This is a genomic window from Luteibacter aegosomatissinici, from assembly GCF_023078495.1.
Classification (GTDB): domain Bacteria; phylum Pseudomonadota; class Gammaproteobacteria; order Xanthomonadales; family Rhodanobacteraceae; genus Luteibacter; species Luteibacter aegosomatissinici.
In genome coordinates this window covers 1,850,788-1,876,097 of the sequence record NZ_CP095742.1, presented here as the reverse complement: position 1 = coordinate 1,876,097, position 25,310 = coordinate 1,850,788, and the positions used below count along the sequence as shown (strand labels likewise).

At 65.5% G+C, this 25,310-nt stretch carries 15 protein-coding genes; 8 read left to right on the top strand and 7 right to left on the bottom strand.

Features of this window, described 5'->3' with window-relative positions; translation table 11 throughout:
• Window positions 1–36: 36 nt before the first annotated feature.
• From L2Y97_RS08425 to L2Y97_RS08415, 3 genes are all read right to left on the bottom strand, one after another.
• On the bottom strand, window positions 37–1,980 hold the full coding sequence (locus L2Y97_RS08425; RefSeq protein WP_247435368.1) for a S8 family serine peptidase: 1,944 nt from the start codon (window positions 1,978–1,980) through the stop codon (window positions 37–39).
• A 36-nt stretch (window positions 1,981–2,016) separates the two neighbouring features.
• Window positions 2,017–5,379 carry an ESPR-type extended signal peptide-containing protein gene (locus tag L2Y97_RS08420; RefSeq protein WP_247435365.1) on the bottom strand — a complete coding sequence of 1,121 codons (3,363 nt, stop codon included), beginning with the start codon at window positions 5,377–5,379 and terminating at the stop codon, window positions 2,017–2,019.
• A gap of 150 nt (window positions 5,380–5,529) precedes the next feature.
• Window positions 5,530–10,956 (bottom strand): autotransporter outer membrane beta-barrel domain-containing protein, encoded by a 5,427-nt coding sequence (locus L2Y97_RS08415; RefSeq protein WP_247435362.1) that lies wholly within the window; start codon window positions 10,954–10,956, stop codon window positions 5,530–5,532.
• Window positions 10,957–11,228: 272 nt separating this feature from the next.
• On the opposite strand from L2Y97_RS08415, the gene asd reads away from it, so the two are divergent.
• Window positions 11,229–12,074: an archaetidylserine decarboxylase gene (gene asd / locus L2Y97_RS08410; protein WP_247435359.1), complete on the top strand. Its 846-nt coding sequence runs from the start codon at window positions 11,229–11,231 to the stop codon at window positions 12,072–12,074.
• Between the two features lie 138 nt (window positions 12,075–12,212).
• Entirely contained in the window at window positions 12,213–12,656 is a 444-nt protein-coding gene (locus L2Y97_RS08405; RefSeq protein ID WP_247435356.1) for a hypothetical protein, read from the top strand.
• A 9-nt stretch (window positions 12,657–12,665) separates the two neighbouring features.
• On the opposite strand, the gene L2Y97_RS08400 is transcribed toward L2Y97_RS08405, so the two are convergent.
• Entirely contained in the window at window positions 12,666–14,237 is a 1,572-nt protein-coding gene (locus L2Y97_RS08400) for a lytic transglycosylase (protein ID WP_247435354.1), read from the bottom strand.
• 133 nt (window positions 14,238–14,370) lie between these two features.
• Here L2Y97_RS08400 and L2Y97_RS08395 point away from each other — a divergent pair, with 133 nt between their 5' ends.
• Genes L2Y97_RS08395 through greB form a run of 3 tightly spaced genes read left to right on the top strand, consistent with a single transcriptional unit; the run spans window position 14,371 to window position 17,632 of the window.
• On the top strand, window positions 14,371–15,870 hold the full coding sequence (locus L2Y97_RS08395; RefSeq protein WP_247435351.1) for a helicase HerA-like domain-containing protein: 1,500 nt from the start codon (window positions 14,371–14,373) through the stop codon (window positions 15,868–15,870).
• Window positions 15,871–15,872: 2 nt separating this feature from the next.
• Complete coding sequence (locus L2Y97_RS08390) at window positions 15,873–17,135, top strand: hypothetical protein (RefSeq protein ID WP_247435349.1); 1,263 nt, start codon at window positions 15,873–15,875, stop codon at window positions 17,133–17,135.
• Window positions 17,132–17,632 carry a transcription elongation factor GreB gene (greB, locus tag L2Y97_RS08385; RefSeq protein WP_247435346.1) on the top strand — a complete coding sequence of 167 codons (501 nt, stop codon included), beginning with the start codon at window positions 17,132–17,134 and terminating at the stop codon, window positions 17,630–17,632. Before L2Y97_RS08390 ends, greB begins: the two co-directional genes overlap by 4 nt.
• On the opposite strand, the gene L2Y97_RS08380 is transcribed toward greB, so the two are convergent.
• Window positions 17,623–21,135 (bottom strand): ATP-binding protein, encoded by a 3,513-nt coding sequence (locus L2Y97_RS08380; protein ID WP_247435344.1) that lies wholly within the window; start codon window positions 21,133–21,135, stop codon window positions 17,623–17,625. The genes greB and L2Y97_RS08380 overlap by 10 nt on opposite strands.
• A 150-nt stretch (window positions 21,136–21,285) precedes the next feature.
• On the opposite strand from L2Y97_RS08380, the gene L2Y97_RS08375 reads away from it, so the two are divergent.
• Window positions 21,286–21,921, top strand: coding sequence for a response regulator (locus L2Y97_RS08375; protein WP_247435342.1), 636 nt, complete (start codon window positions 21,286–21,288; stop codon window positions 21,919–21,921).
• Here the strand turns inward: L2Y97_RS08375 and L2Y97_RS08370 are convergent.
• Together L2Y97_RS08370 and rimO are read right to left on the bottom strand one after the other, a co-directional pair.
• The gene (locus L2Y97_RS08370; RefSeq protein WP_247435339.1) at window positions 21,918–22,712 is read right to left on the bottom strand and encodes a DUF3025 domain-containing protein; all 795 of its coding nucleotides are present in this window, start codon (window positions 22,710–22,712) and stop codon (window positions 21,918–21,920) included. The two genes, L2Y97_RS08375 and L2Y97_RS08370, sit on opposite strands and share 4 nt — an antisense overlap.
• 5 nt (window positions 22,713–22,717) lie before the next feature.
• Window positions 22,718–24,040, bottom strand: coding sequence for a 30S ribosomal protein S12 methylthiotransferase RimO (gene rimO / locus L2Y97_RS08365; protein WP_247435337.1), 1,323 nt, complete (start codon window positions 24,038–24,040; stop codon window positions 22,718–22,720).
• A gap of 143 nt (window positions 24,041–24,183) precedes the next feature.
• Between rimO and L2Y97_RS08360 the strand changes: the two genes are divergently transcribed.
• Entirely contained in the window at window positions 24,184–24,855 is a 672-nt protein-coding gene (locus L2Y97_RS08360) for a dienelactone hydrolase family protein (RefSeq protein WP_247435334.1), read from the top strand.
• Window positions 24,852–25,262, top strand: coding sequence for an HIT domain-containing protein (locus L2Y97_RS08355; protein ID WP_247435331.1), 411 nt, complete (start codon window positions 24,852–24,854; stop codon window positions 25,260–25,262). Before L2Y97_RS08360 ends, L2Y97_RS08355 begins: the two co-directional genes overlap by 4 nt.
• Window positions 25,263–25,310: the final 48 nt, after the last annotated feature.

Below are 25,310 nucleotides of genomic sequence, written 5' to 3'. Positions count from 1 at the left end.
GGGGTAAAAAAGTGGACTTCCCTGTCCCGGGCAAACTCAAAGGGTGTAGGACGCCAGCACGCTCACGCCACTGTAAGCCGTGACACCGGAGATACGCAGGTAGTACGTCGTGGTCGCCGGGCTCCTGACCACCGCTGATTCGGTCGTACCTGGGCGGGTGGACGCCACATCCGCGTTACCGCCGTTCTCGTTGGGCGCGCTGCCCGCCTTCGCATACAGCGAGACATCGCCACTCCCGCCGAAACTACGCAACGTAAGCGTCTTCGCGCCTGCGGGTACGGTAATCGCATATAGCGTGCTCGCCCCTGCGGCGCCGGATTGACCGGCCAGGGCGACATTGACGGTAAGTGGCACGGCGTCTCCGCTTCCGCCGCCATCATCCGGGCCACTCACGGCTTTCTCGACCGCTGCATACGCATCCACGATGCCCGCACCGATCGGATGGTCCTCGCTCACCGGAAACGGACGTGCGGTCGACACCAGCAGGTCCTTGACCTGGTCGGGCGTGGAAAGTGGCTGGCCCAGCGCCTTCTCCGCACCAAGCATCATGGCCACGATGCCCGAGACGTGGGGCGTCGCCTGGGAGGTACCCGCCATGCCACCGTACCCGGCATCGCCCGGCGTCGTGGCACTCAGGTTGATCGTGGACCAGACAAAGCCATCGGGTACGTTTTGCGTACCGCTCGATGCGTCGTTTGCGTAGATGCCGCCACCCGGCGCCGAAATCGTGACGCCGGTGCCATAGTTCGAGTAGAACGCACGCTTGCCGGTGTAGCCATTGGAAGCGACGGAGATAACGCCTGGGCAACTGGCCGGACTGAAGTTGGCCACATCGGCGCCGCTGTTACCCGCGGCGACCACCACGGTTGTCCCCCGCGCGATCGCGCCGGCGATCGCCGTGCCCGTGACATCGCTGGCGGTACAAACGCCACCGCCGCCAAGGCTCATGCTGATGACCTGGGCGGGGTTCGCGTTATCGGCGATGCCATCCACATGGCCGCCCGATGCCCAGGTGATCGCATCGGCGATATCGGAGGTGTAACCGCCGCAATGGCCCAGCACGCGTACGGGCAGTACGCGCGCCGCATGGGCGGCACCCGCCATGCCCACGCCGTTATCCGTCAGCTCGGAAATCGTCCCCGAAACATGGGTGCCGTGCCAGCTACTGGCCTCGCCAGGATCACCCGCATCGCGGCACTCGGCATAGGCATCGCCCGTCGTCCAGTCGCCAAGGTCCCAACCGCCGGCCACGCGGCCATCGGTCGTGCGGCCGGAGACGAACGCATCGTCAATGAAGTCATAGCCTGCGTCGGCGAGCGACAAGTCGAGATCGGGGTGCTGCGTTATACCCGTATCCAGTACGGCCACGGTGATGCCCGCGCCATCGGCCACGGTCCAGCCCTTCTCGACGTTCGACGTGCCCGGTGCGCTGGCCGTGGGTGCCTTGAAGTGCCACTGGTAATCGGCGTACTTCGGATCGTTGGGTGTACTGGAAAGCAGGGCGCTGGCGCTCACGATCCGCCCGGACGCGATATCGCGCACCGGTTGCATCATCACATCGGCCTCCACGTGGGCCACCGCGGGGTCAGTCGCGATTTGCTGCATCAGCCGCGTCGCTTCGCTCGTATCGAGCTTGCGCGACGTGCGCAGCACATGCGCGCCGATGGCGAGCCGACGCACGTGGCTCACGGCGATGCCGGGGACGCTGGCACCCAGGGCGCTACGCGCTGCGCGATCCATGCCTGCGCGTGAAACCGCGGCACGGACCGACTGTGCCGCCGCCGAGGCATCGACGTTTTCCGTGGTGCCGTTGCGGTAAGTGACGATAAAGCGATCGATACGCTGCTGCGGCCGCGCCTGCAGGCTGCGCAGGTTGATCGTCGCGGACATCGTGGTGCTATCGGCCGCGTATGCCGAGGGCATGGCCAGGAGGATGGCTGCCGCCAGGGCACATGCCCTGGTCGTACGAAGAGTAAACATGATGTCTTCCGAATAAAGAGAAAGGAGGGATGCCGGTTACCAACCGATGCTCACGCCCACGGTGGCCGTCGATTCACCACCACCCGCAATGGAACCGCCCAGCAAGACGGCACCGTTCCCGGGTATGGCATGCGCGTAGCCCACGGCCAGGGCGCCTTGCCCCTTGTAGCCACCGGCCGCCGCACTCACGCGGTTATCCGTGTGGTCGGCCGCGGCGATCGCGCCCGCCATGCCGGCAAGCGCCGAACCCATGGCACCCACGCGATCCATCCGCGTGTTCACCGTGTGGAACTGATCGTTGACCTTGTTCCGGAACGCGTCGAAATCCTGGCCACTGACCATGCTGCCGAGCTTGCTGTCGGTATACGCATTCGCACTGCTTAGCGTCGTGGCGTCCCCACTGTCGGTGTAGCTCTTCGCCGTGGCGATCGCTTGCGATGTCGCACTATCGAGCTGGCCTTTGTTTACCGCATCCGTCGCTGCGCTGCCTGCCGCCAGGTTGTTGATCTGGGCGCCCCCCGCATCCGCCGCTATGGCAGGTGCGATGGCCGTCGCGACGGGGGCGGCAGCGGCGTTGTCGCGAGTGATTGTCGGAACGACAGGCGCCGGGGCCAGGGCCGATGTCGCCGACGCCTGCGTCGTACCGCCTTCCAGGGCGCCCACGCGGGAATCGAGTCCGTTGATATCGCGTAACGTGCTATCGATCGCGCCGTTCACGGCCGAGAGGGCGTCACCAACGTTGAAGTACGTATTGCCCTGGATGGCGAACGCAGGCGTATTGATCAAGCCATTCGAACCCATGGACAAGCCACCACCGAGGGTTGCCGCAAGCGAATTGAACTGCTGCACGTTAACGGCCTCGTTGGCGTGTGTGCCTGCTGCCACGTTGGCAAGTACCGTTCCACCTGCACCACCGAAACTCACTCGCGCGCGGTCGCTGGCGTCATAGGCCACTGCGTCCAATGTCTTACCGCCCACATCCACAAGGCCGGTGGCACGCAACTGCGAGACGTTCACGGCATCCGTATCGGCGCTACCCGCGGCGACATTCGTGATCTGGCGTTCATTTCCCGCGGAACCTACCGACACAGTATTGGCCACGGTGGCCCGCGAGCTGGCGCCCAACGCCACGCTGTTCGTGGCGCTCTTTGCCACCGAAGCCGCATTGCCCAATGCGGTACCGTCATCAGCGAACGCCGAGGCTCCGGCACCCACGGCCGTTGCCCCCGAGCCCGGCGTGGACGCATGCGCACCCAGTGCGGCGCTCCAGTCGCCGAAGGCCTTGGCGCTCCCGCCGACCGCGGTGGCTGCAAACCCTTCCGCATCGGACCAGCCACCCACCGACAGCGTTTCGCTGTTGGTCGCACGCGCCATCATGCCGTAAGCCGTGCCAAATACGCCGCTCGCCACCGAGTTCATGCCGACGGCGACCGCGCCCACACCCGTGGCCTTGGCGGACGCGTAGTCACCGTTGATGCCACCGCCAAGGCCATCGTGCGGCCCATAGGCTTCGTACTGGTTCGAAGCGTTCAACTGGTCGACGTTCACGGCATCGGTACCTGCGGTCCCGGCCGCCACGTTGGTGATCTGCCGCTCGGCACCCGCGCTGCCTACGGAGACGCTGTTGGCGCGATCGGCAAATGAATTCGCACCCACCGCGACGCTATTGATCGCACCGGCACTCGCGTCGAAGCCAACCGCCGTGGCTAAATCAGCTGCGGCCGTTGCCCCGTTGCCGACTGCAGCCGCACCGGTGCCCAGCGCCAGGCTGACACCGCCCAGGGCCGTCGTGTAATCGCCCGACGCATAGGCCTGGTTACCCACGGATACGCTCTGTTCGCCTGCGGCAATGGCACTGACGCCCATGGCCTGGGCGCGGCTGGTGCCGGCCTGCGCATCGGCGCCGAATGCGATTGCGTCGCTGACGTTCTGCGCCGGGTCGTCGATATCGGCCGTGGGATTTCCCGCGACGGCGCCGTCACCAATTGCCATGTTCCGCGTACCGTAACCGCCACCGGCCCACGCATTGCTGCCCAACGCCATGTCCTTGGAATACGCGGCCACCGCACCGTGGCCGAGCGCTACGCTATCGTCGCCATAGGCAACACTGGAGAAGCCCACTGCCGTCGCACCATCGTGCTGGGTCAGGCTTTCGCGGCCGATCGCCACCGTGCCGTCACCCGCCGCGAAGGCCTTGTAACCAACGGCCACTGATCCGCTGAGGGCACCATCCCCCGCATCCTGGCTGCCGCCGGCGTACGACAGCGTACCAAGCGCCGTCGTGTAATCGCCAAATGCCACCGCAGCGGCGCCGTAAGCGTTGGAGCCTTTGCCATACGCCCAGGTCATTTCACCGCCGCTGCCATGTCCTGGCAACTGGCCATCGCCGTTCGCGTCCAGCCAGCCGCCGATCGCCGTAGACCCAGCGCCCAGCGAATACGTGCCGGTACCCAGCGCCATCGAACCTTGCCCGTAACCGATCGCGCGCGTGCCGATGGCGACGGCATCGTAGGAGTTCTGTGCGAGCGCCGATTGGTAGCCGATCGCGACGCCGTTCTGGGCGCCCGAAAACGCAAGCGCCTCGTTGCCGATCACCACCGTGTTCGATGATCCGCGTGGATTGCCATTCGTATCCAGGCCATCGGTAGCCTGTGAACCGTTGCCGATCACGATGGTCCCGGTGGAGTACGCACCCACGCTGCTGCCCGCGCCAAGCACGATGCTGTTGTCGGCACGTGACGCGGCCGAGGCGCCTATAGCGACGCTGTTGCCTCCCGCCGCCTGGGCGTCGTCGCTTCCGTCGTTGCGGCCATTCACTTTCAGGTAGCGGGTGGCGTCGTCGAGGTTACTGGCAGCCTGCGCGCTGGCCGAATCCAGTTGCGCCCTGTTTACGGCGTCGTAAGCATTCTCGCCATCCGCGACATTCGTGACGCGCCGCTCTGCACCCGCACGCCCCACCGATACCGTATTGGCTTCGTTCGCCACGGAGTTCTGGCCCAACGCGACACTGTTGTTTGCCTTGGCCTTGCTGTTGTCACCGATTGCCGTACTGTTCTTCCCTGTCGCCTGTGCGGCCGCACCCAGCGCGGTACTGTCGTCGGCACTGGCCACCGCACTGTTACCGATGGCCGTGGCCTGGCTTCCCGTGGCCGCCGCCACCTGGCCGCACGCCAGCGAGTTCGCCGCCGCTGTCGGCGCCTGGCCGGCGGCGAACGTTCCCGTGCATACATCCGCATGTGCGGCGGTAAACACGGACGCCATGCCCAACGCCGCAACCCAAGCCACTGCGCGCTTTGTCACGACGCCAGTGCGACCTTTCCCCCGGCCTTTTGCCAGTTCGGATGCCACCACCATCGCCCCCAGCGATGGGTTCCAGACCTTGCTGTAAATCGTGTTCATCAGTTTCCCTCTTCCCCGTGGATGTGCGCCGCGAACGGCGTAAGCGGGGAAGAGCTTCGTGATCTGAAACACAACTGTCACGCACGGACATCACACACGTTTTCGAGGCGCACCTACCTCACGAATCTCACCAAACCTCACAGCGTGCCGCTAGAAATTCCAGCGAAGCCCCAGGTTCAACGACCAGCCACGCGCACCGGCCTCGCCGATGTTGTTCTGCCAATCCGCTTCACCATAAACCGATAGCTTGTTGCGCCAGGCCCAGGTGCCCCCCAGGCCCAACTCCACCATCTGGCCAAACTTGCCGCCGGCGAACTGCTGGGAAAAGTCGAAGCCCTCGGCGCCTACATCCACCTTCGATATGCCACCCCATCCTTTGATGTAATTCGCCCGGGCATAAGGTGTGAACTGACTCCCCGCCGACGTAATCCATGTGCGGTCGAAACGCAGCCCGGCCCGGCCCACCGTTTGCTCGAACGGCTCGTAGTGCGTGGTTACCTGATCCACATCGACCTGGTCGCGCAAGCCAATGTGCTGGCGGATCAACTGCAACTGTGGCTCCAGCTCCCAGCCACCATCGAACCAAAACGGATAGCCAGCCTCCACCGACCCATTCCAGCCCGAGCCGCGGACACGCGCTGCACCCTTGATTCGCGCGGTATCCACATCACCCGCGTGGCGATCGCCCGAAGCGATCACGTCGACGTAGAAACCGTTCACGTGCTGCCAGGTGACGAACATGGCGATGGAGTTGGTGTAGAGCTTGGCATGGCTGTAACCATCCGCCGCCTTTGGGTCCAACTGCGTCGTACCATGCGTGTAGGCCACGCCAGCGCGCAGTGTCGAGCGGTCGGCATCCAGCGCAAAAATATTCGTACCTACCTGCACGGCACGCATATCGATGTCGTAATCGTAGCCGTAATCGCGGAATGCCCGGTTGGTGGAGTAGTGGTAATCACCACCGAAGTAGCGGACGAACGTCTCGCCGCCCAGCCCCTCACCCAGGTCGTCCATGTTGCGCACTTCGCCGAGTCGACGGTGGAGGTTATCGATCGCGCGATAACCGTAGAACGAGAGTGCAGACGGTGACACGATGGACGTGGGGACCTGTGGCACCACGGCAAGCCGCGCGTCGGCCTCCGCGAGCGGGCCCGTCGGCGGCGGTGGGGCGATGTACGCCTGGCCAGGCGCAGGCGTGGGCGCCGGGGATTCGGTCGTGGGTGCCGGGCACGGCCCGTTGCAGACAATGACGTTTGCGAGCCGGTAATCCCAGAACGCATTACCCGAGGTAGCACCGGCCACGACGCGCTGCGATGCCTCACTCGATCCCGGCTGGAACGCATACAGTCCGTACTGGTACGGTCCGAACGCAAGGTAGCCACCATTGAGCCGAAATGCGCCGCCGGAGGACTGGCCCGCCACCTGCACGACCGAGATCCCCTCATCCGCACCCACGTAACCGTTACGGTTAACGTCAGTGATGGCGCCCGTGCTAAGCAACGATGGCGCGATGTCGAGCACCGTCTCGCCGCTCGCATCGCCTTGCACCAACAGCCGATCGGTACCTTGCGCGGCCAATGCGCCACCGGCATTCATCGTGGTGACAAGCCGCAATAACCCGGCCTGCCCGGTGTAGTTGCCATCAATGGTGAGCGTATTACCGGGAGAACCTGTCCCGTTGGTGAGGTCGATCGTGCCCGCATTGGTGACGTTGGCCCCACCCGGCGTCGCGGCGGAAATGACCGGGTGCACGTTATCGCCCGCATACAGCGTTGACGATGCATCGATGGTGACATCGCTCCCCGCAAGGACAAGCTTGTCGGTCAGCGTGAACGCCGCCCCCTGGCTCAGGTTGAATGTATTCCACCCCTGCAGGTTGATGCCCTTATCCAGCGTATCGCTATCAAACGTGCCGCCGCGCGCCTGCGTGCCGACCAGGTCCAGCGTGTTGCCGCCACCCGCACCTGCGATGAGGTGATAGGTAGTCGCCGTATCCACGGCGCCCAGGGTCGCGTGGTTACCCGTGCTTCCCATCGTCAGGCCGCCATCGAGCGTGCCGCCTGTCCAGGCGAATGTATCGCCGCCCTCGCCTGTTGCCACCTCACCACGGACTTGCCCGCCGGAGAGCGAGACGACATCGCTCCCCGCGCTTCCGCGCACGGCGACCGCACTCGCGGATGCCGCGAGGATGCTTCCGCTGTTCGTAAGCGACGAACGCGTGCCATTGGCAAGGTCGACCACAGGCGCCACCGTGCTTACCGACGACAGGACACCACTGTTCGACACGGATGACGCCGTACCCGCCACTAGCGCTGAGCCGCCTGACGGACTGAGGATATTCACGCTGGCCGCCGTACTCACCGCCCCCGTGGTCAACGCCTGTATGCCGGTGCTGCCCGCCCCGTTACCGTGGATGGTGAACCCCGCACCGATGGCGAGGTCACCCGTCGTGACCGACCCATCGGCATGACGGAACGCATAGCCTGCGCCGGGCCCATCCACCTCGAACGTGGCCGTGGAGGCCGGGTCGATCGCCGTGGCAGTGCGCAAGCCGGCGCCGGCTCCGGAGTGGAGCGTCGCACCCGTCAGCGTGATCGCGCTGGTTTCGGCCGCGTTCTCAATCGCATTGCCTGTGCCCAGGGTCGTGATGGTAGTGCCGTTGGCCACCAGCGATGTCGCACCGGCATCGACGAGGATGCCGTGCGCGCTGCCGCGTGTCGTAATGGCCGAGTCGCCGCTACCAAGGGCAAGGCTGGCGCCCGAGGTTAGCCACACACCCGCGTGCCCATCGTTCACCGTGATCGTGCCGGCCGGATTCAAGACGGTACCCGCGCCCTCGATCCGCACCCCGGTACCGTTCGCCACGGCGATGCTGCCGGTGTTCGACAGCGAGCCAGCGGAGCGCAGGATGGCACCCGTCGCCTCCGGGCCACCCAACGTCACGGCGCCGCTGTTAATCGCGGTCGCGCCGGTCTCGACGATCAGGCCGGTGGTGTTCGCACCGCTGAAATCCAGCGCACCGGCATTGGCCAGCTTCGCGCGGTTGCGCGCGATGAGGCCAATGACGCCTGCCGCCGATGAGTTCAACGTGGCGAGGCTATTCACCGACGTCGCGGTCGAAGCGGCGCCGGTGGCCGCGCCCGTCAGGTCATGCTTCTGCCCGTCGGCGACACCCGCGATGGCGCCGTTTCCCGTCAAAGCCATGGTCGTCGCGGCATCGATGGTCGCGGTAGAGCCGCCCTCGGCCACCACACCCTGGGCGCCCGCGCCGGTGACGTTGATCACCGCGTTGCGCGTATTGAGGACCGAGCCGGCCCCTGAGCCCAATACGCCCGTGGCCTGCGCGCCCGATACGGTGACGGCAAGGCCCGTACCGTCGAAATCCGCGCCGCTATCCAGGCGAAACAAGGTCGACTGAGGTGTCGATACATTCAGGGCAGTGCCGCCGGCCACGTTGATCTTTGCGTTATCACCAAACGCGAAGAAGCCGATCTGCTTGCTGCCGGACTGGAAGCTTGGCGCAGCACCCGCCGCGACATTCACCGTGGCCCGTCCCCGGGCGTGAATGCCGATCGCGCCATCACCCTGCAGGTTCACCGCACCCTGGATATCACCCGTGGCGGTCGCACTCCCCTGGCCCTCGATCCATACGCCATAGTTGCGCGTGCCGCTGGCAGGGTCCGCCCCGCCCGCTACGTTGATCGTTCCGGTGGAGTGCACAAGCGAGGGGGTGCCCGCCGTGGAGACCGCCTTCAATGCCGTGCCATTCACGCCCGTGACATTGATGGTGCCGGTGTTGCGAATACCTGGGCCGGTGGCACCCGCGTTCACGACGGATATGCCGATGTTTTCACGGGGCACGGCGGCGGCACGCCCCGTGATGTTGATCGTACCCGCGTTGGTCACGTTCGCCGCAGGCGCGGTGACAAGAATGCCCGCGGCGTTTTGCGTGCCCGTGCCAATCGTGATCGTGCCGAGGTTGTTGACGGTGGCCGCCGTAGGCACATTGATGCCGGTGGTGATCGTGCCCTGGTTGATCGCCACATCCGCAGGGTTATCGCTTGCCGCGTATTGCGGTCCCCGGCCGATATAGATCACGCCCGAGCTGCCGTTGGTGAACGATGCGGTCGCGTCGTTGAGATAGACACCGTCGGCCGATCCATTGGAACGAGAACCGGTGACCCCGACATTCACAAAGCCGTCGTTCGATGCCGTGGCGCCCGTCCCGACCCGGATGCCGGTCGACTTACCAGCACCATTGGTGGTGCCGAGTGCCAGGTTGATGATGCCGCCCGCCGCGTTGCTGAACGTACTTCCGGACTGGACATCCACGATATTTGCACCGAAGGCGCCACTGGAGATGCCACCATCAGCGTTACGGAAGAAGTTGCCGTTAATAACACCGGCGTTCGCACCGCTACTGCTCCCGGTAAGCACCAGCGCCGAACCATCACCGCTGCTGTGCTGTGCAGCAAGCGTTCCGTTATTTACGAACGATGCCCCGCTATCCGCACGCACGGCGCCACCGTTCGCGTTCACCACTTCCAGCACCGCGCCAGCGTTGATCGTGCCATGCGCGTTGGCGCCCACCATGCGCATGACGATACGGTCGCCAATCGGCTGCGCAACATCGTCTGGTGGGCTATCAGCAGTGATGCCGTAAGTGATCTGCTCGGTGGTCGAGGTATAGCCCAGCGAGAACAGCGTGACGTATTGCGCCGGGTCCAGCTTGCCCGCCTGGATTTGTGCGATGAGGAAATTGTTGTAGTCGCGCAGCTGGGCATCGTTGGTCACGGTGTGCGATGCCGTGCCATCGGCGGTGGTGACATTGAACGTACCGCCGTAGTGCGCGACGAACGAGACGCCATACGTGCGCGGTTGCGTGGGATCCGCGACCTCACCATTGAACGTGATGCGGTTTTGCCCAGCCCACGTGATGTTGCTGGCGACGCCTCCGGTGCCGTCGGCATAGAACAGGTTGGTCTGCTTTGCCGCCATGGACCAGCTGTTCTCCGCCGCCTGGCTATTGGCGCCGGTGCCGATCGCGACCGTCAACGTTCCACCGCCCGGCCCCACCTGGCCGACACGCGCATCGATGTACTGGTTATCCCCCACATTCACGATGTCGGGCACTACCGTGGTGTAGCCCACGGGCGCCAGCGCGAAGAGGTTGTTGGTGTTGTAGACGGAGACCACCCGGTTGGTCCCGGTGATCGGGTCTTTCACCGTGATGCCGAAGTTCTGGCTGCCCGGATTGAGTCGCGCCGCGCCGATCCACTGCTGCCCGGAGAGAAGTCGCCCCAGGTCGCTCAACTGTTGCAGGGTGGTGTCCTGTCCCCCCGTTTGCCCTGGCTGGAACTGCTGTGGACCATTGAGCGTGACATTGCCACCGGCAGGCACGTCGGTTCGCCCCACCTGCTGGTCGTTATCGATAGGGTTATAGGGTGGCACGGCCACTGTCTGCGCCCGCGCAACGGGCCATGGCCCGGACAGCGCGGTGGCGATGGCGATGGCGAGCACAAGGCGGGTGGCACCGCCCAGCATGGGGCGGCGGAGGAGCGCATCACAGGTTGTCATGTTGTTTACCCCGTTAGCGCCGCCGTCCGGAGCGGCATGGCGCACGGGTGGGCATGGTTCGCCCGGGTACTGCGAAAGGCCCCCTTCCTCCGCTCCCACCCCCGGGGCCTCATGGCCCTGCCGTGCAGAGCGGCGGACCGCATTCCCAGTGCGGTTCGCCTCCGAAAACGTCTATAGGGGCGGGTAGATGAAGAAAATGTGCACGGGACCCGCCATGGTCATGCCGCAGCGGGGTGCTGGTGCATCGGCGCCAGTCCCCTATACTCCCGCCGATGAAACCAAGCGTCCTGTTGCAGTACATCCTCCCGCATCGCTTCCTTTCCCGGATCGTCTACCAGGCGACACGCTGGGAATGGGCGCCATGGAAGAACTTCCTGATCGAGACGATCGTGCGGAACTACAACGTGGACATGAGTCAGGCTGCCCAGCCGGATCCGCTGGCCTACCCGCACTTCAATGCGTTCTTCACCCGTAAGCTGAAGCCGGGCGCCCGCACGGCCGATCCCGACCGCCAGGCCATCCTGTGCCCGGCCGATGGCCGGATCAGCCAGCTGGGCCGCATTCGCGATGGGCGCATCTTCCAGGCCAAGGGCCAGGAATACACCGCGGCCGAACTGCTTGGCGACGAAGCCGCTGCCGCACCGTTCCGCAACGGCAGCTTTGCCACCATCTACCTCTCACCCCGCGACTACCATCGCGTGCACATGCCGCTGGAAGGTGAACTGACCGGAACGACGCATGTACCGGGCCGCATCTTCAGCGTGGCACCGTTCGCGGTCGAAGCCATTCCGCGCCTGTTTGCCCGCAACGAGCGTCTGGTGTGCAGCTTCCAGGGAGAGCACGGCCCGTTTGTATCGGTGATGGTCGGCGCCATCCTCGTATCCAGCGTGGCAACGGTGTGGGATGGCCTGGCGATCCCGCCATATGCCTCGGACATAATCCGCACCGACTGCCGAACCCGCGGCGTGAAGCTGGAACGCTTTGCCGAAATGGCCCGTTTCAACATGGGCTCTACCGTAATTTTACTGCTCCCCGAAGGTTACGAGTTCGACAATCTTCAGCCACAACAACAGGTTATGGTTGGGCAAAGGCTCGGCCACTGGGCGGGTAGCGTCTAAAATCGGCTGACACTACGCGTCACATTGTGACGAAAACGTCTTACATTTGACGCAACAGCAGGCTATGCTTCGACCCTCGGACGCCATGGGGTAATGGGTAGGCGTCCCGACACGCAGTGCCGTATAGGGGAAGTCGTCATGCGTCTGGTTACTCATCTCATTGCCGTGAACCGTGAAATCCGCCTTCGCCGCCAGTTGGCGGATATCGAACGCGTGGTTCTCGCCCTGCCCGTCCGCACGCATGCGGACCTGCAGCAACTGGTTCGACGCGAGATGGAGCAGGCGGCAGCATGCGATTTCCCGCACCTGTACGGCACGCCGCCCGAAGAGCGTTACAGCACGTATGGTCACGGCCCTGACCTGGGCCTGGGCAAGGCGCGCTCGGATAATCCTCTCATCGCAACGCGTGGCGTCGCCCTGTGGATTGCAGCCGTGTACCACGAGACGCTGGATTCGCGCCGCCCGGGCATGGAAGAACTGCACCGCCAGGTGCTCCGCCTCATGCGCCAGATCAAGGAACTTTCCACACCGGACCGCCGCGACTTCGGCGCCGAGTGGATGGAACCGTCCGCGCTGGCCTGAGTCCGCCGCCTAGCGGCAGACAGGTACCTTCAGCGATTGCCCCACCCTGAGCGAATGGGTCTTGAGCCCATTCATCTTCGCAATGTCCTCCACGTCGGCACAGCTGCTGCCACGCGCGATGCTGACGAGCGTATCGCCCTTGCGGACGGTATAGCTTTTCGAACCCCGTGCGCTCTTCGACGATGACGACGAACCGCTGCCGTACTGGTACTGCGGGCCCGGGCCGTTCGGCCCGTTCGCGCCGCCCGAGGCAAGCGCAGCCGAGGTCGCTGCAGGCGGGGGCGGCGCCAGGATCTTCACGGCGTTGTGCAGGTCGCTGGCCAGGATGGGCCACGGGCCATCCGTGCAACTGGCCATGTAGGCCTTCTCCAGCTGCTTGGGCACCTCCAGGCGGGTACCCGCCGGCTGGCTCATCTGCGGATCCAGCCGCGGGTTTAGGTTACGCAATGTGCGGAACCAGCCTTCGGGCATGTCGTCGGAGGACCCGAGGCATACGGTCAGCTCGGTAAGCGACGCAGACCGGGTAAGCGTGATCTGTCCCGGCGCACCATCCAGCTTCGGCCATTTCAGGTGATAGCTATCCGCGTGCAGGAACAGCCAGGCAGCCGCCAGCACCATGGGCACGTAATCCCGCGTCTCCGCCGACATCTGCCCGTAGATCGAGGGGTCGTAGAAGCCTGCCCCCGGGCTGCCGGCCGCGATGCGACGCATGCGCCCTTCACCACCGTTATAGGCGGCCAGGGTCATTTCGAGGTTGTTGTTGAATGCACCGAGCTGCTCATTGATGTACTCGGCATTGGCCTGCGCGGCGAGCTGCGGATCAAAGCGCTGGTCGAAGCCGCCATCGCTGGACAGGCCAAAACGCAAGCCGGTGGCATACATGAACTGCAAGGGCCCCGATGCACCGGAGCGCGACACGGCGTGCACCTTGCCGCCCGATTCCTTGGCCATGATGCCGAACAAAAGCGCTTCGGGCAGATCGGCCTTCTGGTACGCGGGCCACATCTTGTAGCGCATCATCTGGTAATTGACGTAGGCATCCATGAGGTTCGGACGCAGCTGGGTCAGCCACATCTCCAGCGCGGCCTTCACGGGGCCGTTCATCACCATCATGTCGGAGAACTTTTGCCCCTTCAGCAGCGTGACGCTGCGCTGGGCTTCGGGGAGCGCGTTGAGCACCACCGAACCTGAGGCATCACCCGGCTGGGCACCAACCTCGGCGCTCTGCTCGGTGTCGTCAGAATCCTCGCCTTCGATGAAGCTACCGTCCTTCAGGCGCAGCAGGCGGTCGAACACCGCGGCAAAGCGCTGGGGATCGCAGCCCGGCGTGAGGCCACAGCGGGCCGACGCATCCTTGAGCTGGTCCAGGGCCTGCTTGCGCGTGCGCGCCGCCTGGTCGGTATCGCCGCGGCGGGCCTGGTCGATCGCCGCCTCGTACCCCTTGCTTGCCTGGTTCATCCGGTCGTACAACGCATTCACTTCCGGCGTCGCCTTGCCGGCCTTGGGCGCGGCGCCCGAAGCACAGCCCGCGAGGACCGCCAGGGGCAGCAGGAGAAGGGCGTAACGAGCGTGAAGCGCCATGCGTGGGACCAGGTCAGACAATGCCGGCAACGTTACGCCGTAACCCTACGTGACTCAAGCGGCGAAGCGGAAAATTCTCCGTAACGGCGCATCCTTGCGTAGACTTGTTCAGGACATTCATAAGGAACGGACCATGCCAGGCATCCTCGTTGGCCGCAACGACACCACCGCCGTCGAACTGGACTCCCGCTACGGCAACCGCCACGGCATGATCGCGGGCGCCACCGGCACCGGTAAATCGGTCACCCTCATGCTGCTGGCCGAGGGCTTTTCGCGCCTTGGGGTGCCGTGCTTCCTCGCCGATGCGAAGGGCGACCTGGCCGGCCTTTCCCAACCGGCCGCTGCCCCCTCGGACAAGCTCAAGGAGCGTCTGGCGAAGCTGGGGCTCACCAGTTGGGCCCCGCAGGCCAATCCGGTGGTGTTCTGGGATATCTACGGCAAGCTCGGCCACCCCGTGCGGGCGACCGTGTCGGAAATGGGCCCCACCCTGCTTTCGCGCATCCTCGAACTTAACGACACCCAGGAGGGCGTGCTCGAGGTGGTGTTCCGCGTGGCCGATGACGAAGGCCTGCTGCTGCTCGACCTGGGCGACCTGCGCGCGATGCTTGGCTTCGCCGCGGATCACGCCAAGGATATTTCAACCCGCTACGGCTTGATCAGCGCGCAGAGCATCGCGGCTATCCAGCGTGCGCTGCTGAAGCTCGAGCAGGACGGCGCAGACAACTTTTTTGGTGAGCCCGCGCTGGAGCTGGCCGACCTGATGCGCCAGGACATGAACGGGCGCGGCGTGGTCAACGTGCTGGCCGCCGATACCCTGATCCTCAAGCCGCGCCTGTATTCGACGTTCCTGCTGTGGTTGCTCTCCGAGCTGTTTGAGCAGCTGCCGGAAGTCGGCGATCTCGATGTGCCGAAGATGGCGTTCTTCTTCGACGAGGCGCACCTGTTGTTTGACGATGCGCCGCCAGCGCTGCGCCAGCGTGTGGAGCAAGTCGTCCGCCTGATCCGCTCCAAGGGCGTCGGCGTGTATTTCTGCTCACAGAATCCCGACGACGTGCCGGGGGAGATCCTGGGCCAATTGGGCAACCGCGTACAGCACGCCTTGCGGGCGTATACACCGCGCGACCAGAAGGCAGTGAAGGCGGCCGCCGAGACGTTTGCAAAGAATCCGAAACTGGATGTGGTCGAAACCATCGGCACGCTTGGCACCGGCGAAGCGCTTGCATCCACCCTCGGCGAGGGCGGCGTGCCGTCGCCGGTGCAGAAGGTGCTGGTTGCGACTCCTGCCTGCCGCATCGGCGCCATTACGCCCGAGGAGCGGACCACGGTGCGCTCACGCTCACCGGTGGGTGCAAAGTACGACACCGCCGTGAATCGCGAATCCGCCGAAGAAATGCTCGCGGCCCGCGCCACGGCGAAGAACGATGATGCCGCACCGCCCGTGAAACATGCCGACAAGGGTGACGACGAAGGCAATGGCTGGGGCGACGCCGTGCGCGATGCCGTCTTCGGCACCAAGCGCCGCCAGGGCATGCTGGAGACGATGGCCAAATCGATGGTGCGTACCGCAGGGTCGCGCGCGGGCCAGCAGATCGTTCGCGGCATCCTGGGCAGCATCTTTGGTGGAAAGCGCTAACCGTGCCCAGGGTAGCGCTCGCCGACGCATCGGTGCCCTTCCACCAGCGGATCATCACCGGCTTCCGCTACCCGCTGCGCGGTGCGGCGCCAGTCACGATCGGCGCCATCGCCGTGTTCGACCTGCTCGCGTACTTCCCGATGATGCCGTTGCGCCTGCTGGTGGTGGGGCTAGGCTGGATCGCCCTGTACACGTACGCGTTCGCGTGCCTTCGGCATACCGCCGACGGCTTCGCGGATCCGCCGGAAATGGCGATGAACTCGGAGGACAAGGCAGCCCTGGCGCTCATCGTCATCCAGCTCACCGGCAACGCGCTGGCCATTCTTTCGCCGCTCGTGTTCGGCGTGTCGGGCCTGCTCGTATCGCTGGTCGTGGCCTTCGTGCTGCCAGTAATGACCATGTCGCTGACGTTCGATGGCGTCGCCGCCGCGCTGAACCCCCTGACGTGGGTGGCTGCGATCAGCCGCATCGGCGTGGATTATTTCAAGCTGTTCGCCGTGGTGCTGGCCACCGGTCTCCTGCAAGCGGGTGCGCAGTACGCCATGCAGCAACGCGGGCCCATGTTCCTCGGCACGCTGGTGTACTACCTGATCGCCAACTACCTGGCGCTGTACACCTTCCACCTGATGGGTGCACTGATCCACCACCATCACGAACGACTGGGCTACCGACCGGAGGCCGATGCGCTCGTCGAAGCGACGAACCCCGCCGATGACATGGCGCTCCTTGCCCACGTGAATGAGATCGCCCGGGACGACATCCCGTCCGCGACGGATATCCTGACCGAACGCATCCGCGAAGGCCTCACGCCTGCCCCGCTTCACCAGCGTTACCGCCAGCTGCTGCGCGCCCAGGAGCGCTTGCCAGAGCTGCTCGTGCACGGACAGATATGGATCGCGGCACTGGTGGTCGGCGGCGAAACGCGGCGCGCCCTGGGCGTGGTGCAGGACTGCATCGGCATCGACCCCGGCTTCGTGCCCGACGCGACGACCACGTGCGGCCCGCTGGCGGATACCGCCGCCCACGGCGGCATGCCGCGCCTCGCCCTGCAACTGGCCCTCGGTTATGTGCGCCTGTGGCCTGGCGACATGGGCGCGCCAAACTACGGCCTGCTGGCCGTGCAGATGCACTTCCGGCTGGAAGAACGGGCGCAGGCAGCCGCACTCGCACGGTCGCTGCTGCAGGCGTACCCCGGCCATCCGGTATCGCAGGACCTGGCCGATATGCTCGATACCCTCGACCCTTCGCGTCCGGTGACGCCATGAGCCGCTGGCGTCCACCCGCACCGTCCTCGACGGCCATCATCACGCGCGACGGGTTCGAGCGGCTGAAGGCCGAACTGGACCACCTGTGGCACGTCGTGCGGCCCGAGGTCGTGAAGGCCCTTGCCGCCGCGGCCGCCGAGGGCGACCGCTCGGAGAACGCCGAGTACACCTACCGCAAGAAGCAGCTCGGCGAGATTGACCGCCGGGCGCGCTACCTGAGCAAGCGTATTCCGGTGCTGAAGGTCGTCGAAGCCACGCCATCGCAGGCGGATGCGGTCTTTTTCGGCGCCATCATCGAACTGGAGAACGTGGAGACGGGTGAAACGGTGCGCTACCGGATCGTGGGGCCCGACGAAACCGATGCGAAGCAAGGCTGGATCAGCATCGATTCACCGCTGGCACGCGCCGTACTCAAGAAGCGCGTGGATGACGAGTTCGAAGCGGTGTTGCCGGGCGGCCCCACCAGGTTTGCCGTCATCGCAGTCAGCTATCTGTAAGGCGCGGCAGCGTCCTGCTCCAGTTGTTCGGTGAACGCCTCTACGTGGGCCGCGAAGCGCGACACGGCATCCACATCGAGCGGCGTGCCTTCTCGTAGCGCAAGCTCAAGCGCTTCGCCTTCACGCGCAACCGCGGAATCGCCGAACACGTTGACGCCGCCCAGCACGTGATGGATCCAGCCGGCGACGCGCTCCGCGTCACCGCCCGCGATGACATCGTCAAAACGCGCCAACGCCTCGCGCGTTGCCGCGGCACCGGCGCGGATCACGGTCGTGACGTTGTCGTCCGATCCAAAGGCGCGGCGCATGCGCTCCCAATCTATCGCGACCGCGGGCGTTACCGTCGCTTCACCCACGGCGGGTTCGGCCGCCACGGCGCCCAGCCAGCGCGATACCGCCGCGTGGAACGCCTCCAGCCGGATGGGTTTGCGCAACAGGTCATCCATACCCGCCGCCAGGCACCGTTCGCGCTGATCCGCCCGTGCATCGGCGGTCATGGCCACGATCGGCAGGTGGCGCCCGGTGCCCTGCTCCCGACGGCGCACTTCGCGGGCCACTTCATAGCCGTCCATGCGTGGCATGTGGCAGTCCACCAACAATAGGTCGTAATCGGCGGACGCGATCGCGGCCAGGGCCGCCACGCCGTCGTCCACGATCTCGCAGCCCAGGCCATGCATGGCAAGCTGTGCACGCACCAGTTGCTGGTTCACCGGGTGGTCTTCGGCGACCAGGATCCGCGCAGGCTGCGCCGGCGCAGACACCTCCCGTGATTCCTCGACGACGACGGGTCTCGCGACCGCAAGCGGGTCCGCGATCGGCAACTCCACCGTGGCCGTCACAGCCGTACCCTTGCCGGGTTCGCTCTGGATCACGATGTGGCCGCCCATGCGTTCGATAAGGCGCCGCGAGATGCTCAGGCCCAGCCCGGTGCCACCGAACCGCCGCGTCGTGGATGATTCCGCCTGGCTGAAAGGGGCGAACACATGCCGCAGCTTCGCCGCGTGGATCCCTATGCCCGTATCGCTCACGACAAACCGGATGCGCTGCCGGCCGCCGTGTTCCTGGTCCACGTGGATAGCGACGCTGACGTGGCCCGCGACCGTGAACTTGATCGCATTGCCGATCAGGTTCAGTAGTACCTGGCGCAGGCGGCCATCGTCGACCAGCACGGCCGGCGCCAGCGCATCGTCGATATGTACTTCGATGGCGAGCCCTTTGGCCTGCGCCTGGCCGGCCATGATCGCCACCGCATCTTCAACCAGTGCCCGCGGATCGGAAGGCCGCGGATCCAGCGCGAGATGGCCGGCTTCGATCTTCGAGAAATCGAGCACGTCATCAAGGATGTGCATCAAGGCTTCGGCCGAGTGCTCGATGGTCGTGACCATGCGTCGCTGCTCACCATCGAGCGGCGTGCGCTCCAGCACATCAAGCAACCCGATGACGCCATTCATCGGCGTGCGGATTTCGTGGCTGATGGTGGCGAGGAAATCGCTCTTCGCACGCGTCGCGGCCTCGGCTTCGTCGCGCGCCTTCGCCATGCCGCGGGACGCGAGCTCTTGCGCCGTCACATCCACCCAGTAGCCATTCCAGCGCACGCTACCGTCGGCAGCCGCTAGCGGAACCGCATCCGAACTGAGGTAACGCACCCGCTCGCCAACCTGCGCACGTACGGTGACATGCAGCGGCGATGTCTCTCGTGCCGAGCGCTCGAAGGCTTCGCGCAGCGCATCGCGGTCTTCCGGCGCTACCGGTGCCAGCAGGCTATCGCCCGCACCCTCCAGCAACTGGCCGGGCTCCATGCCCAGCAGCGTCTGCGGATCGCCGCCCACGTAGGCCATGCGGTACTGCCCTGCCGTATCGCGCACCGCTTCGTACACGACGGCGGGCACATGGGCGGTGACTTCCGCCAGGCGGCGCTCGGTGCGCTCGCGACGGCGGGTCTCGCGGCGCAGGTTCAGGTACGCGTAGCTAATGGCGATCAACGATGCGAGCAGGACGGCGACGAAGGGCAGCACGCGGCTGGCGATTTCCCGCCAGGTGGGGCCCACCACGTAGTGCGAGGCAAACCAGGTGTTGCGGATCTCCTGCTGCCGGTGTGTCGGCAGGTTCACCAGCACGCGGTTGATCAACGGGAGCAAGGGCGCGAGTTCACGGCGCACGCCGATGGCGATCGCCTCGCTGTCACCGGTCGGCGCGGCCACTTTCAACTGGCCAAGGAAATGCTCACGAATCAGGTAATCGACCGAGGCGAGGTTACCGACGAAGGCGTCGCCATCGCCCGCGGCCAGCCGGCGGAGTCCCTCCTCCTCTGTCTCGACCGGGACGATGGTGACACCCGGGATCCGCCCCAGCAGCCGCCGGATGGGCTCACGCGCGGTGTTGCCAAGCACCCGCTTTCCCGCCAGGTCATCACGCCCGGCAATGACGGGAGCGCCTTCGCGGGTCACGATCATGATCGGGAAATCGAGGTATGACGTGCTTGGCTCGAGGTACGGCCACGTGGCACTCTGCGGATTGATGGCGGCCACCAGGTCGACATCGCCCCGCTTCACGCTCGCCACGGTGCCCAGCCAGTTCTCGCTGGGAACCTGGGTAAGCCGCAGCCCAAGCTCGGCGGCGATCTCACGAACGTAATCCAGCGATAGGCCCTCAGCCTGGCCCTGCCCCGTAATCAGGCTAAAGGGCGCATAGCTGGGATCCACGCCCAGGCGCAGGGGCGGCAGGTCGTGCAGCCACGCCTTCTCTCGTTCACTCAGCGGGATGGCGAATTGCCGGGGGCGCGGTGCGATGTCCCGCCCCACCCACGGCGCGCGCAGGCGGCCGTGGTCCGCCGCCGTGAGGTCGGAAAGGGCGTGGTCGATCGCCCGGCCCAGCGGGGCCTCGGATGCGGGAACGGCCAGCGCCAGGGCACTGATCGGCAGCGCCAGCGGGTCGCCCACATGCAGCTCGTGCTCCATGCCCAGGCGGGTGACGAAAGCGCGGGCTGAATAGGGGTTGTCGATGTAGGCCGCCACCTCACCCATCCGGACCCGCTGAAGGGCCTCGGCGGTCGATCCCACCTCAACCAGGGTGGTGTCAGGCAACTCGCGACGCAGGGCGGCCATATCGAAATAGCCCGCGTGCACGGCAAGGCGCTTGCCACGCAGGTCGCTGGTGCGGTGGATGATGGTGGTGTCCGCGCGCTGCACCAGGGCCGGCAGGGACTCAAAGTACGTCGCCCCCACCCGGATCCCCGGCATGCCCTGCTCCAGCGGGGTCACGCTGGTGGCCACGTCGATCTCGCCACGCGACAAGGCCGCCAGCAGCTGGGGCCAGGTGTCGTAGACCCGGGTCTTGAGGGTCACCCCCAGCTCGGTGGCCACTTCGTGCAGGTAATCCGGCCCCAGGCCCTCCAGCTGGCCGTCACGCAGCTCCTCGAAGGGTGGATAGCCCTCGCGGTAAGCCCCCACGGTGAGCACCGGGTGGTGGCGGATCCACTCGGCATCCTCCGGGCTCAGGGGCACGTCCGGGCCCGCGTAGGCCAAGCCTGACAGCACAAGTAGCATTAACGGAAGCAGATATCGGGTCACGGGCGGGCTTCGTCAGGGGAACCATCGTGGGCATAATCGGATCGAACCACATGGCGTCGCTAGGAAAGAAGGAGAAACAAACGCATGCCACTGAAAGTCATTCTGGCAGACGACCACCCGCTCGTACTCGTTGGCGGCGCTCTGGCGCTGGAAAACGCGCACATTGATGTCGTAGGTAAGGCCAAGGCCGCAGGCGAGCTTCTCGACATGCTGGCTGACCGCCCCTGCGATGTCGTGATTACGGATTTTCTCATGCCGAGCGATCAGCAGGACGACGGATTCGCCCTGCTCGATACCATTGCTGAGAAATACCCGAACCTCGGGGTGATCGTCCTGACCATGGTCAACCGGCCCGCCGCCCTGCAGTCGATGCTGTCGCGCGGTGCGCGCGGCATCGTCGATAAGCGCGCGCCGATGGACGAACTGGCCACCGCGGCGAAAGCCGTGCACGACGGCGAGACCTACCTGAGCGAGTCGCTGCTCGACATCCTCAACGAAGCCGACGATAACTCGGTCGCCATGCCCGGCGCCCCGCTATCGCCGCGCGAGAAGGAAGTCATCAAGGCCTTCGTCAACGGCCAGTCGCTACAGCAAATCGCCGATCGCGAAGGCAAGTCGGTGAAAACCATCAGCCGGCAGAAGCGCGATGCCATGCGCAAGCTCGGCGTGGACCACGACAGCCTGCTCGGCGATTACGTCCGCGATCACGGGTTGCTCTAAGCGCCCCTCAGGGCAGGCGGGTACATCCGCCCTGCCCTTATCGGCTGGAAACACGGGGCCGTGGTGTAAAACGCTTCGCTTCCCGTGTCCTCGAGCCAACCCGGCACGCCGGAAACCGGCAACGGCCGCAGCTCCTGTGGATCGTTGAGCACGTCGCCCCGTGCAATGGCGTGCGCGCACACGGCGGCGGCATCCCCGTCGCCAAGCACCACGAGCGCCTTGCCGACCAGCAGCTTTTCCGGGGTCAATGCGTGCTCAAGCAGCGCATGCCCGAAGACCTCCGCGCGGGCGTCGCCACACAGCCATGCATCGCGATGAACCCAGAACAACGTGTGCCAGTCGTGCCGATCCCACGCGGCCAGCATGGTGGCATCACGCAAGGTCACGATGATGCCCGCCTCATCGAAATGCGTAAGCGCACACTGCGGGCGGGAGCGCTCACGCGGGCCCATTCGGGCAATCTCGGCCACCTGGCGTGCGTTGAGCGCGCGCTTCAGCGCCGGGTAGCGCAGCCACACGAAGGCGTTGAAGAGATCGTGCCAGTTCGCCTCGCGCGTGGCGACGGCGCCGCGTGCAATGCGCTCTTCGTAATGCAGGCCGTCATCCAGCAACGCACGATCCTGGGCAACGAACCGAATCCCCGCATCGGCTGGCAACAAGGCGTTCAGCCCGGCCGTTTCCGGCCAGGCATCACTCGCAACGAGCGCAGAGAATTCACTCCAGTGCGCCAGCGGCGGCACGGCCAATACGCGGCGATCAAGCTGCTCGCGCGTGGGTGCCACGTAACGCATGGGCGTTACGCCAGGCGACCGTAAAGGTCGTGCGCGTCGGCCTCTTCCACCAGCACATCGACAAACTGGCCCGGCTTCAGCAGCTGGCCGTCATCGATACGCACGGCGCCATCGATCTCGGGCGCATCGGCGCTGGAACGGCCCCACGCACCCTCGGCATCGATCTCATCGACCAGCACCTTGATGGTCTTGCCGACCTTGCGCTGCAGCTTGGCGGCCGAGATCTCGGCCTGCACCGCCATGAACTGCTCCAGGCGGTCTTCCTTCAGTTCTTCATCGATCTGGCCCGGAAGGTCGTTGGCCTTGGCGCCATCGACCGGCGAATAGGCGAACGCGCCCACGCGATCGAGCTCGGCTTCGCGCAGGAAATCGAGCAGCTCGCTGAACTCCTGGTCCGTTTCGCCCGGGAAGCCGACGATGAAGGTGCTGCGGATGGTGAGATCCGGCACCTGGCGGCGCCAGTTCTGGATACGCTCCAGCGTCTTGTCGACATTGCCGGGGCGCTTCATCAGCTTGAGGATGCGCGGGCTGGCGTGCTGGAACGGGATATCCAGGTACGGGAGGATCTTGCCATCCGCCATGAGCGGCATGATCTCGTCGACGTGCGGGTACGGGTACACGTAGTGCAGGCGCGTCCACGCGCCCAGCTCCGAGAGGCCTTCGCACAACTCGGTCATGCGCGTGCGGTACGGCTTGCCGCGCCACTCGCGCTCGGCGTAGCGCGTATCGACACCATAGGCGCTGGTGTCCTGCGAGATCACCAGCAGCTCCTTCACGCCGCCCTTCACCAGCTTCTCCGCTTCCATCAGCACCTGGTCCACCGGGCGGCTGACGAGATCGCCGCGCATCGACGGGATGATGCAGAAGCTGCAGCGGTGGTTGCAGCCTTCGGAAATCTTGAGGTACGCGTAGTGCTTGGGCGTGAGCTTCACGCCGGTATCTGGCACCAGATCGAGGAACTTGTTGCGCGTGGGCGGCAGCGCGGCGTGCACCGCGCCCATCACCGAGGCGTAATCCTGCGGGCCGCTGATCGCGAGCACATCGGGGTAGCTTTCCCGGATCAGCTCCGAGCGCTTGCCCAGGCAACCGGTGACGATCACCTTGCCATTCTCATGCAGGGCTTCGCCGATAGCATCGAGCGATTCCTGCACCGCCGAATCGATGAAGCCGCAGGTGTTCACCACCACGGCATCGGCCTCGCCGTAGCTGGGCACGATCTCGTAGCCCTCGACCTTGAGCTGGGTGAGGATGCGTTCGGAATCGACCAGGGCCTTGGGGCAGCCGAGCGAAACGAAGCCGATCTTCTGGGACTGGGCGGCCTGGGACATATGCCGTGGGTACCGGGGGTGGGAAACCGCGCATTATAGCCGGTTGCGGCGCCCCGGTCCGGCTGTGCCACCACGCACGACTTCTGGACGGCGGCCCGGTTAATCTTCGCGCAGCGTTCTCACCCCACCCGGAGATTTCCCCCATGGGTCGTACCCTGATCCTCGACACATCCCGCCCCCACGAAAGCATGGATGCGTACCTCGCTGAGCCAGAGGGCACGCCGAAAGGTGGCATCGTCGTCATCCAGGAGATTTTCGGCGTCAACGCTCATATCCGCAGCGTGGCCGATCGATTCGCGGCGGACGGCTATGTGGCCATCGCTCCCGCATTGTTCGATCCCGTCGAGAAAGGCGTGGAAACGGGCTACGACCAGGAAGGCATGACCAAGGGCGTGAAGATGGTGGCCGAACTGGGCCTGCTGCGGCCCCAGCAGGATGTGGGCATCGCGGCGGCGTGGCTGGCGGATACCTACAAGGTAAAGGTCGGCACCGTGGGTTACTGCTGGGGTGGCACCGTGGCCATGCTGGCCGCCCTGCGCCTGGGCCTGCCCTCCTCCAGCTATTACGGCTCGCGCGATGTCCCGTTTCTGACCGAGCCGGCCAGGGCCAATGTCATTTTCCACTTTGGCGAGCGTGACCACTCCATCCCGCCTGAGATGGTGGAGAAGCACCGCGAACTGAAGCCAGAGATGGATACCTGGGTGTACCCGGCTGACCATGGCTTCAACTGCGATGTTCGGGCCAGCTACGACGAGCCGAGCGCCACGCTCGCGTGGGAGCGCACCCTGGCCTTCTTCGGCCGCGAACTGGCATGAGCGCGACGTTCGAACTGGATGCGCGGCTCGCCGGCGATACCGTCGTCGTCGGCGATCTGCCGCTGTGCCGGGTACTGCTGATGCGAGACCAGCGGTTTGCGTGGCTGGTGCTGGTGCCGCGGCACGCTGGGCTGGTCGAGGTGGCGGATCTGGCGGAAGCCGACCGGGCCGCGCTGTGGCGCGAGGTGGACCAGGCCGGTGCGGCGCTCCGCACCGTGGCGCCGTGCGACAAGCTCAATATTGGAGCGCTGGGAAACATCGTGCGGCAGCTGCACGTGCACGTGGTAGCGCGGGTGGAGGGGGATGCCGCGTGGCCGGGGCCGGTTTGGGGGTCCGGGAAGGCTGAGCCTTATGCGGATATCGAGGGGATGGCTGAACGGATGCGTCGCGCCCTGGTGCTGGGCTGATCGATGTAGGAGCCCACCCTGTGGGCGACATCTTCCGCCTCGGAGCAG

Excerpts from the sequence above, each read along its gene's own strand:
- L2Y97_RS08425 (WP_247435368.1), bottom strand. The coding sequence starts at position 1,980 with ATGTTTACTCTTCGTACGACCAGGGCATGTGCCCTGGCGGCAGCCATC.
- L2Y97_RS08420 (WP_247435365.1), bottom strand. The coding sequence starts at position 5,379 with ATGAACACGATTTACAGCAAGGTCTGGAACCCATCGCTGGGGGCGATG.
- L2Y97_RS08415 (WP_247435362.1), bottom strand. The coding sequence starts at position 10,956 with ATGACAACCTGTGATGCGCTCCTCCGCCGCCCCATGCTGGGCGGTGCC.
- asd (WP_247435359.1), top strand. The coding sequence starts at position 11,229 with ATGAAACCAAGCGTCCTGTTGCAGTACATCCTCCCGCATCGCTTCCTT.
- L2Y97_RS08405 (WP_247435356.1), top strand. The coding sequence starts at position 12,213 with ATGCGTCTGGTTACTCATCTCATTGCCGTGAACCGTGAAATCCGCCTT.
- L2Y97_RS08400 (WP_247435354.1), bottom strand. The coding sequence starts at position 14,237 with ATGGCGCTTCACGCTCGTTACGCCCTTCTCCTGCTGCCCCTGGCGGTC.
- L2Y97_RS08395 (WP_247435351.1), top strand. The coding sequence starts at position 14,371 with ATGCCAGGCATCCTCGTTGGCCGCAACGACACCACCGCCGTCGAACTG.
- greB (WP_247435346.1), top strand. The coding sequence starts at position 17,132 with ATGAGCCGCTGGCGTCCACCCGCACCGTCCTCGACGGCCATCATCACG.
- L2Y97_RS08375 (WP_247435342.1), top strand. The coding sequence starts at position 21,286 with ATGCCACTGAAAGTCATTCTGGCAGACGACCACCCGCTCGTACTCGTT.
- L2Y97_RS08370 (WP_247435339.1), bottom strand. The coding sequence starts at position 22,712 with ATGCGTTACGTGGCACCCACGCGCGAGCAGCTTGATCGCCGCGTATTG.
- rimO (WP_247435337.1), bottom strand. The coding sequence starts at position 24,040 with ATGTCCCAGGCCGCCCAGTCCCAGAAGATCGGCTTCGTTTCGCTCGGC.
- L2Y97_RS08360 (WP_247435334.1), top strand. The coding sequence starts at position 24,184 with ATGGGTCGTACCCTGATCCTCGACACATCCCGCCCCCACGAAAGCATG.
- L2Y97_RS08355 (WP_247435331.1), top strand. The coding sequence starts at position 24,852 with ATGAGCGCGACGTTCGAACTGGATGCGCGGCTCGCCGGCGATACCGTC.